The organism is Rhizobium sp. NLR22b (genome assembly GCF_019685295.1).
GTDB lineage: Bacteria > Pseudomonadota > Alphaproteobacteria > Rhizobiales > Rhizobiaceae > Rhizobium.
Map to the genome: position 1 here is coordinate 44783 of NZ_JABDWM010000020.1, position 12700 is coordinate 57482.

The following is a 12700-nucleotide window of genomic DNA, read 5'->3' on the forward strand; positions in this document are numbered from 1 at the left end:
AATGCCGGGTGCAGATTTTCTGATAACCGATGGCGCAAGGCAGAATTACATCCGCGGCAGGTCTATCGACGGTGATCAAACGCCGGGGCAACGCTGGCTGGTCTTGATGAATTTCAATAGCTTATTCGGTCATGACGCACAATTGAGCGGCGGGTCGTTGGTTCGAATCCTTTCAAGGCGGTCAGTTCGACTAAATGACACCTTTGCTGAAAATAAAGCATCCGTACGGACCAGGATCTGAGGTTCTGACAATTGCGAACGAGTTTTGTGCCGCCTCGTAGAATGCGAAGCGTTCCAATGCGTCCATCCTGATCGGCCGCACTTCCGCGCGATCGACAACCGTCTGCATCGCGGAAAAGATTGGCATCTGCTTTTCCGGGTCGCCCACAACCTGCATCCGTTTCACGGGGGCGTCGACGAATGTGTCGAGCGGAAACAGCTTTAGGATCGCTTCCGCTGCACGCTCAAGACCACAGCCGGAGAGGTCAATGAGGCGGCCGTAGGTGGTGTGCCGGGCGATGGTCTGGGCGGGATGGTTGATATCGCACAAGACCAGCTGGTCCCCGTGCCCCATCAGCATCAACGCATGGATCAGTTCAGCGTTGATGACCAGATCGATTCCTTTTAGCACCTGGTGCCTCCCTTGGCCGCAGTGATTTTCTTCACAGAGTATACGTACGTCGTGATGTTTGCAAATCATGCTTTAACGTCGAGCAGGGGGTCGTCATTCGGCATTTAGGGGGACTCACCACCGGCTATTACAGGAACAAACAGGAGCAAAACTCGGAGAATGAGAGGCAGCATAAAAATATTTTGGATGCGGGGATAAACTACTTTACACTATGGAGTCATTCTGTGAAGTTTCTAGCCGAATGATGTCCCTCCCAGGGCGGATCGGCCGGCGGGGTGTTGCTGGATGGGACGCCCCGCCGCCGCCTTCTGGAGGGACGATCAAGCGTCGTGGGGAGCGCGACGTATAGGGAGGAATTCGCATTGGCATCCATGGATATCGTCAACGTCGGCAAAGCCTACGGAAGCCTGACCGTAGTCCATGGGGTTTCGGTGGAAATACCCGATGGCGAGTTCGTGGTTCTGGTTGGTCCTTCGGGCTGCGGCAAATCCACACTTCTGCGCATGGTCGCGGGGCTGGAGCCGATCACATTCGGCGATATCCGCATCGACGGCCAGGTAGTGAACGATCTGCCGCCAAAAGATCGCGACATTGCGATGGTGTTCCAGAGCTACGCTCTCTATCCCCACAAGACCGTCGCCGAGAACATGGGCTTCGCACTGAAAATGCGCGGAGAGGCCAAGGCGGATATCGACGGCCGTGTGAGAAAAGCGGCCGAGATTCTTGATCTGGTTCCCTATCTCGCACGCTATCCGCGTCAACTCTCCGGGGGGCAGAGACAACGTGTCGCCATGGGACGGGCGATCGTGCGCGATCCAAAGGTTTTTCTGTTCGACGAACCGCTTTCCAATCTGGATGCGAAACTGCGGGTGCAGATGCGCGCGGAGATCAAGGAATTGCAGCGGCGGCTTGCGACCACGATGATCTATGTCACCCATGACCAGGTCGAGGCGATGACGATGGCGGATCGCATCGTGGTGCTGCGGGACGGACGCGTCGAGCAGATCGGTTCACCGCTCGAACTTTAAAGCCGGCCAATACTTTCGTTGCCGATTTCATAGGCTCGCCGTCGATGAACCTGCTGAAAGGCCACATCCGGACGTCCGGGGCACCCCTTTTCGAAACCGACGACGGCGTCCGCCTGCCGCTTGTTCGCGCACCGGAAGGCTCCGATGGCCGGCCCGCCTTCTACGGCATCCGGCCGGAGCATTTCGCGCTTGGCGGCGAAGTGACGGCCAACGTCACTGTCGTGGAAACGACGGGATCGGAGACGCAGGTCTTTGCCCAGATCGGCAACCAGAAGGTTATCGGGGTCTTTCGCGACCGGGTGGAGGACCGATCCGGCCAGCCGATGGCAATGACGCCAAACCCGGCATCCGCGAATCTTTTCGATCTGAAAACCGGATTGCGGCTCGATTGAAAGCGCTTCGCCGATGCCCTGCGACGCAGGGGCTCGGCCGATACCCATCACGTGTGGTGATTTGTTCAACGGGAGGAGTGAATTATGAAAGTCAGTGATTTCGAGAGAATGATGGCGATCGGCCTGAGCCGCCGCGCCATTTTGAAGACCGGCGCTAGTCTGGGGGCTCTTGCCGCCGCCGGCACCATTCTCGGTGCTGTCGGCAGCGCCAGCGCGCAGGACGCGTCCTTGCGCAGCAAGATCCTGCAGATTCCCGGCGTCGGCAAGGGGTCGCCGACTGATGCGGATTGGCAAAAGGTCGGGGAACTGTGCCTCGGCGCGACCAAGAGCAGCGTGAAGCAGGGTGAATTCGCTGGCGTCGAACTGTCTTTCATGGGGCTCAACAACCAGAATCTTCACAATGTGATCTTCCGCGGCTTCCTGAAATCCTGGGAAGATTATACCGGTGCGAAAATCTCTTGGATCGACCTGGCGCAGGCAGACTATAATCCGCGTCTCCAGCAGGCCATCGCCACCGGAACAGTGGATTTCGACATCCTCGAGATGGGGGCGCCTTTCGAAGGCGATGTCTGCGGCAAGGGGCTCGCATCCGAGATGCCGGACTGGGTCAAGGCCCAGATCGACATGGACGACTATGTCGACTATCTCAAGGCGCCGGTCGGAACCTGGAACGGCAAGACGTATCGCATCTCGGTCGATGGCGATTGCCACAACTTCAACTACCGCGCCGACTACTTTACCGATGCCAATCTGGCAAAGGCCTGGAAGGACGAGGGGCATAAGGGCGAGTGGGGCGTGCCCAAGACTTGGCAGAAGGTTCAGGAAGTCACCAAATTCCTCAAGGGCAAGACCATTGGCGGCATAGAAGCGATCGGCTACCTCGATGCGCCGAAAGCCTGGGGTGGGTTCGGCTTCTACTTCCTCGGCAGCCGCGCCACCGCCTATGCCAAGCATCCGGACGACAAGGCCTGGCTCTTCGACGTTGATACGATGAAGCCGCGGATCAACAACCCGGCCTGGGTCCGGGCCATTCAGGACGTGATCGACGCGTTGCCGTCGGAGTCTGGCGATCAGCTCAATGCTGACCCTGGCACCACCGCCTTCCAGCAGTTTCTGGCTGGTACCGGATCCATGGTTTCCTGGTGGGGCGATGTCGGCTCGGGCGCGCGCACCAGCGACACGTCGGTCATCGGCGACACTGTCGCCTTCGATATCCTGCCTGGTTCGGATGACGTCTACAATTCGAAGACCGGTCACTGGGACAAGCTGCCGAGCGGTCCGAATCACGCACCGAACATGGCCTACCTCGGATGGGGTGTCTACGTCATGGCCCGGGTCGACAGCGACGAAAAAAAGAAGAAGGCAGCCTGGAGCGCGGCGGCCCATCTCGGCGGTAAGGACCTGGCTCTGTGGATGGCGGCATATCCGTCCGGCTTCCAGTGCTATCGCAAGAGCCAGTTCGACACCAAGGAATGGGTCGAGGCTGGCTACGACGAGGCCTTCATCTCGAACTACCTCGCCTCGCAGTCGAACTCGTACAACCACCCCAATGCTGCCATCGAGCCGCGCATCCCCGGCATCTTCCAGTATTACAGCGTCGCGGAAGACGAGTTGGCCAAGGTGTTCGCCGGCCAGATGACAGCCCAGGAGGGGGCGGATGCGATTGCCGTTGCCTGGGAGAAGATCACCGATCAGCTGGGCCGCGACAAGCAGATAGCCCTCTACAATGCATCGCTCGGCGTCTGAGCCTGAGGTCAATCGCCTCATGGCTCCCCGCGGGGTCCGGCGGCATGATTCTCCCGTGTCGCCGGAACCGCAGAGACGATTTTCAAACTTAGGCCGTGAGGGTCTGCTGCCATGTCTCACTCAATGACGCTGGTTACAAACGAACCGTTCGCAGCGCGCCGTGCTGCTCCCGCCGGAAAGCATGTCCTGCTCGGCAAGGCTCTGCTGGCGATCGCGACCATCACCTTCCTAGTGGTCCTGGCGCTTCAGTCGTTCGATGCCATGGGCGTCACCGCGTTGGGCTTTGAGAGCTGGCGCCCTCTGCTCTACGTCTATCTTATCTGGGCGGTGGTCTTCGGCGTATCCCAGGTGATGATCCGCGGTGAGGCGGGCGAGCGCGCGGCCTTCGTCCTCCCGGCCGTTCTTTTTACCGTCGCCATGGTGATCTTTCCGACCATTTTCGGCCTCTACATCGCGTTTACCGATTGGAACCTCAGTGCGGTCGAGGGACGACGCTTCAACGGTCTCGACAATCTGCGCACGCTTCTGGCGGATGCCTATTTCTGGAATGCGCTTTTGAACATGGTCTACTATGTTCTGGCGGTTCTCGTTCAATATGCGATCGCCTTCAGCCTGGCTCTTCTGCTCAACGCAGAGATCAAGGCACGCAAGTTCTTCCGTGTCGCTTTTCTGTTGCCGTTGATGCTGAGTCCGGTCGCCGTCAGCTGGATGATCGGCAAGTCGCTGATGGAGTACCGTTTCGGTCCCGCGGCGACGCTGGCGCGCTATCTGGGCTGGGACAATCCCGCCTTCTTCTCCACCCCCTGGCTGGCGCGATTGTCGATCATGGCCATGGATGCGTGGGTCTCCATTCCCTTCATGATGGTTCTGCTGCTGGCCGGCCTGCAGGCATTGCCTGCAGAAATCAAGGAGGCGGCACGGGTCGATGGCGCCACCGGTTTGCAATCGTTCAAGGAGATCACCTTCCCCCTGATGCTGCCGGTGAGCATGACCGCCTTGATCCTGCGCATCATATTCGAGCTGAAACTCGCCGATATCGTCATTAATGTGACGGCAGGCGGCCCGGGCGGCGCGACGGACACGGTTTCGAGTTTCATCTTTCGGGAATACCGGGACCGTTCCAATGTCGGCTACGGCACCATGCTCGCCGAAGTCTATCTCGTCATCATCATCATTTTCGTCGCGCTTATCCTGAAAGGGGCAAGCCGATGGATGCAAAGAACAAACTGAGGGCTGACACGATGTCGACAGCACATGGGGCAATACGTCCAAAAGCGCCCGCACGTCGCAGCTTCGCGCTGCCCAGCTTCATGACCCGTAGCATGCTGATCTACGCCGCCCTGGTCTTTTGGGCCTTCGTTTCCCTGTTTCCGATCTACTGGACGGTGACGACGTCATTCAAGACCGCCGTGAACGTGACCCAGGGCCACCTCATTCCCTTCGTGGATTTTACGCCGGACTGGAAAGGCTGGCGTTCGCTTGGCCTGTCGCCCGACACGATCTTTGCGCAATCGACCGTCCGTGACGAGTTCATCCGCCGGTTCTTCAACAGCATCGTCGCGTCGGCGGGCGCCTCGCTTCTCGCTGTCGTCCTCGGATCGCTCGCGGCCTACGGCCTCAGCCGGTTCTCCTACAAATTTCTCTGGATGCGCAACAAGGACATCTCCTTCTTCTTCCTGTCACAGCTCATCCTGCCACCGGTCGTGCTCGCGATGCCATTCCTGGTTCTCTACAAGCAACTGATGCTGCTGGACTCGCTTGTCGGCCTCATCCTGGTCTACACGCTGATGGTCCTGCCGATCGTCATCTGGATCATGCGCGACCAGTTCGACACGATCCCTCTGGAGCTGGAGCAGGCGGCGCTTGTCGATGGCTGCTCGATCTGGGGCGCGTTCCTGCGGATCGTGCTGCCCATCGCACTGCCCGGCATGGTCGCGGCATTCATCCTGTCCGTTATTCTCTGCTGGAACGAGTATTTCTTCGCAGCTCTTCTGACCAGCACCGATGCCAAGACGCTGCCGGTGATGGTCGCAAGCCAGACCGGATCGCAGGGTATCAACTGGTGGTCCATGGCAGCGATCGCCAGTGCCGCCATTCTGCCGCTCGTGCTCATCGGCATATTCCTCGAGCGCTACATCGTTAAGGGCCTGACGGCGGGCGCCGTGAAATAGCGTGGCGCCCGTAGCCGACAGAAGGCGAGCCCGATCCGCGAAATGGTGCGCCGCACAACATTTCATAACTTTACAATATTGTATTATTATGTGAAGTAAACTGCAACGCCAAACGATGTGAGCCCAGTCCAGTGACCCCATTGAAATTCGCCACCCGCCTCAACTCCTTTGCCTCCCGGCCGCAGGCCGAATGGCCTGATCTTTCCGGGAAGCCAAGTGTCAAGCAGATGGTCGCCCGTGCTGCAAAGGTCGATGGATTGACGGATCTCGATCTCAATTATCCCGATCACGTCTCCGAAGACCCGCGCGAATTGGCGCGGCAGATCGGGGACATGGGCCTTGCGATCAACGGCTTTGCGATGCGTTACTACACTAATCCCGCTTTCAAGATTGGCGCCTTCACCAACCCTGATGCAGCGGTTCGCCGTGAAGCCATCGACCTGACGAAGAAGGGCATCGACGCCACCCGTGAGGCCGGCAGCAATCTGATGACCATCTGGCTCGGGCAGGATGGATTCGATTACGCGTTCCAGGCCGACTATGCAACCTTGTGGCAACACGAAATTTCTGGAATTCGTGAAGTTTGCGAGCATGATCCCGATTGCCAGATCAGCATCGAGTACAAGCCGAACGAGCCGCGCTCCTATAGCCTGATGCCTGACTGCGCCACAACGCTGCTGGCCATCAAGGAAGTCGGCCTCCCCAATCTTGGTGTGACGTTGGACTTCGCTCATGTGCTCTATGCCGATGAGCAGCCGGCCTTCGCGGCGGCGCTGATAGCGCGCTACAGCCGTATTCTCGGCGTTCACCTGAACGACGGCTATGCCAAGCGTGACGATGGCCTGATGGTCGGCGCCGTTCACACACAACAGACGATCGAACTGCTGCGCCAGATCCGCAAGGACGGTTATGACGGCGCGATCTACTTCGACACATTCCCGGATATGACCGGACTCGATCCGGTCCACGAATGCGAGGTGAACATCCAGACTGTCAAGCGCATGCTTGATGTCGTGGACCGCCTTGAGCAGGACAATCGCCTGTCTGGCGCGATTGACCGTCAGGATGCCGTTTCCGCCCAGTCCATCATTCAAGAAGCGATGCTTGGCGCGGGGGCTTGAACTCCATCACCGCAGCACGCCGGACGGCGTGTGAATTTCACACTCGGGAGGAACCGATGAAGACATTTTTGAAGACGACCGTTGCCGCAGGTCTGGTTGCCAGTTTCCTGTTCAGCGCCGCCGTCGCGCAGGAACTTGCGCCACTCAACTCCGACACCGAAAAGGATCGCATGGACTGGTCCGAGCTCGAAGCCAAGCTCGGCGCGTTTCCCAAGCTGCCGGAAGGTACCAAGGCCGGTGCAGTTTCCAAGACGCTGACCAACGAATACTGGCGCTCGCTGGGTGAAGGCTACACCAAATTCGGCGACAAGGCCGGCGTGCCGGTGGTCTATCAGGCAGCACAGAGCGAAGGCGACCAACTCGGCCAGCTGACAATCGCCGAGGGCCTGATTACCCAGGGATACAATGTTCTTTTGGTCTCGCCGCAGACCGACGCCAATCTTCAGCCGGTCATCGAACAGGCGAAGGCCGCGGGCATTCCGGTCGTCAACGTCAATGATGCGGTCATTCCGCAGGCGGAGCACTATGTCGGCAACGTCCAGCGCGACAATGGCGTGCGCGTGGCGAAATGGTTTGTCGAGAACCGGCCGGATGGCGGCAAGGTTGCGATCGTCGAAGGCCAGGCCGGTGTCTACGCCGCCGTCCAGCGTACCGACGGCTTCAAGGCGACGATCAGCGAAAGCGGCAAGTTCGAAGTCGTCGCCAGCGTTCCGGGCAACTGGGATCGCCAGACATCCTATGACGCCGCCACCAACATCCTGCAGCAGCATCCCGACCTGATCGGGTTCTATGCCAATAACGACGGGATGGCACTGGGTATCGTCGAGGCGGTCAAGGCGGCCGGCCTTCAGGACAAGGTTGCCGTGTTCGGCACGGACGGCATTTCCGATGCCTATACGTCGATCAAGGCCGGCGAATTGACGGGCACCGTCGACAGCTTCCCGGTACTGACCGGTGAAGTGGCGCTTGAAGCCGCCTTGCGCCTTGTCGCCGGCCAGAAACTGCCCCGCGTCGTCGCCACGCCGCAGGCGCTTATCACCAAGGACAATGTCGCTCGATACCAGGGCGAAGGCGTCGATGTCCGTGCCGTGCTGATGGAAGACGCCGCCGCGGCGAATTGATCGCCAACTGACGAAGATGCCGGCCGCTCTGGCCGGCATCTCTTGCCGATGGGAGGGTGACGCAATGACACCGAGACTGAGATTCGAAGCGATATCCAAGAGCTTCCCGGGCGTGAACGCATTGTCCGACGTCTCCTTCGACGTCGCGCCCGGCGAAATCCATGGGCTTCTCGGTGAAAACGGCGCGGGAAAGTCGACGCTGCTGCGCATCCTTTCCGGCGTCTTTCGTCCAACCTCCGGGTCCATGTTTGTCGACGGCGAAAATGTCTCCTTTCGCAAGCCGATGGAGGCGCGTGGTGCCGGCATCGCCATGATCCACCAGGAACTGCAGCAAGTCCCGCATCTGAGTGTAGCGCAGAACATGTTCCTCGGGCATCCGCTGACGACCGTTGGCGGGCTGTTCGTCTCGAGACGAGAGCAGGAGCGGCGGGCTGCCGAAGCATTGTCGATGATCGAACCCGGCATCGATCCCGCGGCGCCAATCTCTTCGCTCAAGGTGGCACAGCGCCAGATTGTCGAGATTGCCCGGGCATTGCTCGACCGCGCCAGGATCATCGCCATGGATGAACCGACATCCAGTCTGACACCGAGTGAGTTCGAACGGCTAGCTGAGGTCATAACAAAATTATCGGCAAGTGGCGTGTCGATTATCTATGTCTCGCACAAGATGGACGAAGTCCTCCGCATCTGCCAGCGCGCCAGTGTCATGCGCGACGGCAAGCTTATCGGTGCGGTGGATGTCCAGACGGCTTCCCACCAAGATGTCATCACGATGATGGTCGGCCGTGAGCTGATGCAGGAGCAGCATGTCTCACACGCGACCGCGACGGTGAAACTCGAGGCGCGCGGGCTCTCGTCGCTGACGAAAATCAGGGACGCGTCGTTCAAACTTCACCGCGGTGAAGTTCTCGGCATTGCAGGGCTTGTCGGATCCGGTCGGACGGAACTCCTGCGCCTTCTGGCGGGAGCCGACAGACTTACGGCAGGCACGATCGATATAGACGGCAAAACCGTGAACCTGCGCAATCCCCGCGATGCCATTTCCGCCGGCATCGGCCTCGTTCCTGAAGAGCGCAAGCGGGAGGGGATCATTCCCGTCCGCTCGGTCACCATCAACATGGCACTCGCCTCGCTGGAGAGCTTCTCCAAAGCCGGCATCATTCAGGGCGGCAAGTTGCGCAACACGGCTCAGGACCTGCTGCGCCGGGTCAATCTCCGGCCTTTCCAGTTGGAGAGACCGATCCGGCTCTTCAGCGGTGGCAATCAGCAGAAAGCGATCATCGCCCGCTGGCTGGCAAGCAAATCGCAGATTCTCTTGTTCGACGAGCCGACCCGCGGCATCGACGTCGGCGCCAAGGCGGAAATCTATCACCTGATCGAGGCGCTGGCCGCCGATGGGCATTCCATCGTGGTGGTCTCTTCCGAACTGCCGGAAGTCATCCGGCTTTCCGATCGGGTCCTTGTCATGAGGGACGGGCAGATTGCCGCGGAAATCGCGCGCGCCGACCTCACCGAAAGCGCCATCGTGGCGCATGCCATCCCCGGTGCAAATACCGGCCGCACGCCAGCTCCGGCCGCCTAGGCGTGGACGACATAAAGGAACACGTTATGAGCAATTCACCGGCTGCCGCCGACACGAAACTTTCGCCCGCATTCGGCCGCTTCTCGTTTTCTTTGAGAGACGCCGGCACGCTGATCGGACTCGTCGTCATCATGGCGGTTTTTGCGACATTGGTTCCCGGTTTCATATCCGAGCGCAACCTCGTCAATATCCTGCAGCAATCCAGCATCAACGCCTGTTTGGCGCTTGGCATGACATTGGTGATCATATCGGGCGGTATCGATCTGTCCGTCGGTCCTACGGCTGCGATATCGGCGGTCATCACAGCGACCCTGCTTCTTTCCGGAACTCCGGTTCCGCTTGCGATCCTGGCGGGCCTCGGGATCGGCATGGCCTGCGGTTTCATAAACGGAATCCTGGTCGCCTATGTCGGCCTGCAGCCCTTCATCGTGACACTCGGAACGTTGAGCACGTACCGCGCGCTCGCGCTGATCTATACGGGCGGCAATCCCGTTCTTGGCATCCCCACGGGTTTTCGATCGCTCTTCAATGGAAACCTGTTGGGTATTCCGACACCTGTTCTGGTCGTTGCCGTCGTGGCGCTGGCCGCCTGGATCCTTCTCAAGAAAACGCCGATCGGCGAGTATCTCCTCGCAGTCGGCGGCAATGAGGAAGCGGCCTATGTCGCCGGCGTTCCAATCGCCCGGACCAAGATCACGGCTTACGTGATCTCCGGCGGACTAGCAGCTCTTGCGTCCCTGATCCTGATCGGGCGCCTGGGTGCTGCCGAACCGATCCTTGGCAATCTCTGGGAGCTCGATGCGATTGCCGCCGCAGCCATTGGCGGAGCCTCGCTGATGGGCGGGAAGGGCAGCATTCTGGGAACGATCCTTGGCGCCATCATTCTCGGTACGATGCGCAACGGTCTCACGTTGATGAACGTCCAGGCCTTCTATCAACTGCTGGCAACCGGTCTTATAATCCTCGTCGCGATGATGATCGATCGCGCCACGAGGGGACGAGAATGAATACCGAAAACTTCGACACGAAAGCCGTCGGCCCTCGTATCCGCATGATGATGCCCTTGCTGACGCCGCTTGAAGCAAAGGTGGTTGATACGGTTTTTGCGCTGCGCGACTTCAGCGACGACACATCGCTGAAACAGATCGCCGACGATGCCGGCGTTTCGGAAGCCATGGTGGTGAAGATCACCAAGAAACTCGGTTTTGCCGGATATCGGGATTTCCGCGCGGCCGTCAGCCAGTATAATCGCCAGCCCACGGCCGAAATGCATCAGGAACTCTCGGTCGACGATACGTCGCAGGAGATCGTGCAGAAGGTGTTTCGCACCTCGATCAATGCCTTGGAAGAAACATTGTCGATACTCGACATGGAGGCGTTCGACAGGGCGGCGGATCTGATTCATCGCGCCAAACAGCGCGATTTCTATGGCGTGGGCGGCTCCGCGCAGATTGCACGGGACGTGTCGCACAAATTTCTACGGATCGGCGTGCGTGCTAGCGTCATCGACGACTCGCACATGATGCTGATGTCGGCGTCGCTGCTGGTCGATGGAGACATTGCGATCGGCTTTTCCCATTCGGGTAATACCACGGCGGTGATCGAGGCGATCCAGCTTGCCCGGCGAAACGGTGCTCGCACGATCGCCATCACCAACTACAATTCGTCGGCGTTGGCGCTGGCCGCCGACGTGGTGCTTTGTTCCACCGCTCAAGGTTCTCCACTGATGGGCGAGAACGCCGCGGCTCGGATTGCGCAGCTCAACATCCTTGACGCCGTTTTCGTTGCCGTTGCCCAGCGTGACTACAAAGCTGCCGAACGCAATCTCGAGCGGACCATGTCCGCCGTCACGTCCAAACGAAAAGATCGACTCCCATGACAACTGCACCCCTCGTCACCGTCTTTGGCAGCCTCCACTACGACATCGCCGTGATGGGACCGGCGCGGCCGCGCAAGGGTGAAACAGTGACGGGAACATCATGGCACCCGAAAAGCGGCGGTAAGGGCGGCAACCAGGCTGTTTCGTCGGCTCGAACCGGTGTCGCGACGGCGATGATAGGGGCGGTCGCCGACGACGACTTTGGGCGGTTTCTTATCACCAATCTCGCTCGCAAAAATGTTGATCACACTTTCGTTCGGCGCGATGGATCGCAATCCACCGGAATGAGTGTCGCGATCTTCGACGCGGAGGGAGACTATGGCGCGGTTATCGTTTCCGGAAGCAATCTCACGCTTGGCGACGGCGATGTTGCCGCGGCCCAGGTTCTTTTGGACAGGACGACGCTGCTTGTTTTGCAGAGCGAAATTCCCGACGCCGCCAACGTCGCGGCGGCACGGGCTGTAAAAAGAGGCGGCGGCCGTGTGCTGATCAATGCCGCGCCTGCGCGTCCGCTATCGTTCGATCTTCAGCCGCTCATCGATATCCTCGTCGTCAACGCAATAGAAGCGGAAATGCTGTCAGGGGTTCCAGTCGTAGAAACACTCGATGGCGCTCTGGAAGCTGCAAGGAAGCTTGTGAATGTCTTTCCCGAGGTCGTGGTGACCGCAGGTGGTGACGGTGTCGCTTTTGCAGACCGCCAAGGCCATGAAATCCTTATTGAGGCCGTTAAGATCGTTGTTGAGAGCACCCATGGCGCTGGTGACGAGTTCATTGGCGTGCTGGCTGCAGAAATTGCATCTGGGAAAACGATGAACTCTGCTCTTCGAAAAGCGAATATCGCCGCCGCGAAGCTGGTCAGCACCCCTGAAAAAGATCGTGTGTGAGAGACTTGAAATAGGGGGCGCTTTCAGCGCTATTTGACTACGCCGCCTTCCAGAATAATGGTTCTGGCGTCTCATTCTCCTAACATTTGAGAGACCCATCACATAGAATCGGTCGAGTCTGGCAGGACGACATGCACGAACCAAG

At 59.2% G+C, this 12700-nt stretch carries 10 protein-coding genes and 1 pseudogene; 10 read left to right on the top strand and 1 reads right to left on the bottom strand.

Annotated features, from left to right (window positions below):
- Positions 1-190: 190 nt before the first annotated feature.
- Positions 191-631, bottom strand: a complete 441-nt coding sequence (locus HJC00_RS26890; protein WP_168300962.1) for an RbsD/FucU family protein — start codon at positions 629-631, stop codon at positions 191-193.
- A 362-nt stretch (positions 632-993) separates the two neighbouring features.
- Between HJC00_RS26890 and HJC00_RS26895 the strand changes: the two are divergent.
- The 10 genes and pseudogenes from HJC00_RS26895 (at position 994) to HJC00_RS26940 (ending at position 12555) form a co-directional block, all read left to right on the top strand.
- Positions 994-2051 (top strand): annotated as a pseudogene (locus tag HJC00_RS26895) (ABC transporter ATP-binding protein).
- An 84-nt stretch (positions 2052-2135) separates the two neighbouring features.
- Entirely contained in the window at positions 2136-3797 is a 1662-nt protein-coding gene (locus tag HJC00_RS26900; protein ID WP_221164857.1) for an ABC transporter substrate-binding protein, read from the top strand.
- A 111-nt stretch (positions 3798-3908) separates the two neighbouring features.
- On the top strand, positions 3909-5027 hold the full coding sequence (locus HJC00_RS26905; RefSeq protein WP_259672321.1) for a carbohydrate ABC transporter permease: 1119 nt from the start codon (positions 3909-3911) through the stop codon (positions 5025-5027).
- An 80-nt stretch (positions 5028-5107) separates the two neighbouring features.
- The gene (locus HJC00_RS26910; protein WP_246590488.1) at positions 5108-5968 is read left to right on the top strand and encodes a carbohydrate ABC transporter permease; all 861 of its coding nucleotides are present in this window, start codon (positions 5108-5110) and stop codon (positions 5966-5968) included.
- A 140-nt stretch (positions 5969-6108) separates the two neighbouring features.
- Complete coding sequence (locus HJC00_RS26915) at positions 6109-7089, top strand: sugar phosphate isomerase/epimerase (protein ID WP_168301011.1); 981 nt, start codon at positions 6109-6111, stop codon at positions 7087-7089.
- 56 nt (positions 7090-7145) lie between these two features.
- Complete coding sequence (locus tag HJC00_RS26920; RefSeq protein ID WP_221098867.1) at positions 7146-8210, top strand: substrate-binding domain-containing protein; 1065 nt, start codon at positions 7146-7148, stop codon at positions 8208-8210.
- Between the two features lie 64 nt (positions 8211-8274).
- Complete coding sequence (locus HJC00_RS26925) at positions 8275-9792, top strand: sugar ABC transporter ATP-binding protein (RefSeq protein WP_221098866.1); 1518 nt, start codon at positions 8275-8277, stop codon at positions 9790-9792.
- Positions 9793-9818: 26 nt separating this feature from the next.
- A complete protein-coding gene (locus HJC00_RS26930) occupies positions 9819-10799 on the top strand; it encodes an ABC transporter permease (RefSeq protein WP_221098865.1) in 981 nt (326 codons plus the stop codon).
- Positions 10796-11671 (top strand): MurR/RpiR family transcriptional regulator, encoded by an 876-nt coding sequence (locus HJC00_RS26935; RefSeq protein WP_221098864.1) that lies wholly within the window; start codon positions 10796-10798, stop codon positions 11669-11671. Before HJC00_RS26930 ends, HJC00_RS26935 begins: the two co-directional genes overlap by 4 nt.
- A complete protein-coding gene (locus tag HJC00_RS26940; RefSeq protein WP_168254672.1) occupies positions 11668-12555 on the top strand; it encodes a ribokinase in 888 nt (295 codons plus the stop codon). The genes HJC00_RS26935 and HJC00_RS26940 overlap by 4 nt, the downstream gene beginning before the upstream one ends.
- The last annotated feature ends 145 nt before the right edge of the window (positions 12556-12700 follow it).

Bases quoted from the DNA above. Each gene is read 5' to 3' on its own strand.
- HJC00_RS26900 (WP_221164857.1), top strand. From the start codon at position 2,136: ATGAAAGTCAGTGATTTCGAGAGAATGATGGCGATCGGCCTGAGCCGC.
- HJC00_RS26905 (WP_259672321.1), top strand. From the start codon at position 3,909: ATGTCTCACTCAATGACGCTGGTTACAAACGAACCGTTCGCAGCGCGC.
- HJC00_RS26910 (WP_246590488.1), top strand. From the start codon at position 5,108: ATGACCCGTAGCATGCTGATCTACGCCGCCCTGGTCTTTTGGGCCTTC.
- HJC00_RS26920 (WP_221098867.1), top strand. From the start codon at position 7,146: ATGAAGACATTTTTGAAGACGACCGTTGCCGCAGGTCTGGTTGCCAGT.
- HJC00_RS26925 (WP_221098866.1), top strand. From the start codon at position 8,275: ATGACACCGAGACTGAGATTCGAAGCGATATCCAAGAGCTTCCCGGGC.
- HJC00_RS26930 (WP_221098865.1), top strand. From the start codon at position 9,819: ATGAGCAATTCACCGGCTGCCGCCGACACGAAACTTTCGCCCGCATTC.
- HJC00_RS26935 (WP_221098864.1), top strand. From the start codon at position 10,796: ATGAATACCGAAAACTTCGACACGAAAGCCGTCGGCCCTCGTATCCGC.
- HJC00_RS26940 (WP_168254672.1), top strand. From the start codon at position 11,668: ATGACAACTGCACCCCTCGTCACCGTCTTTGGCAGCCTCCACTACGAC.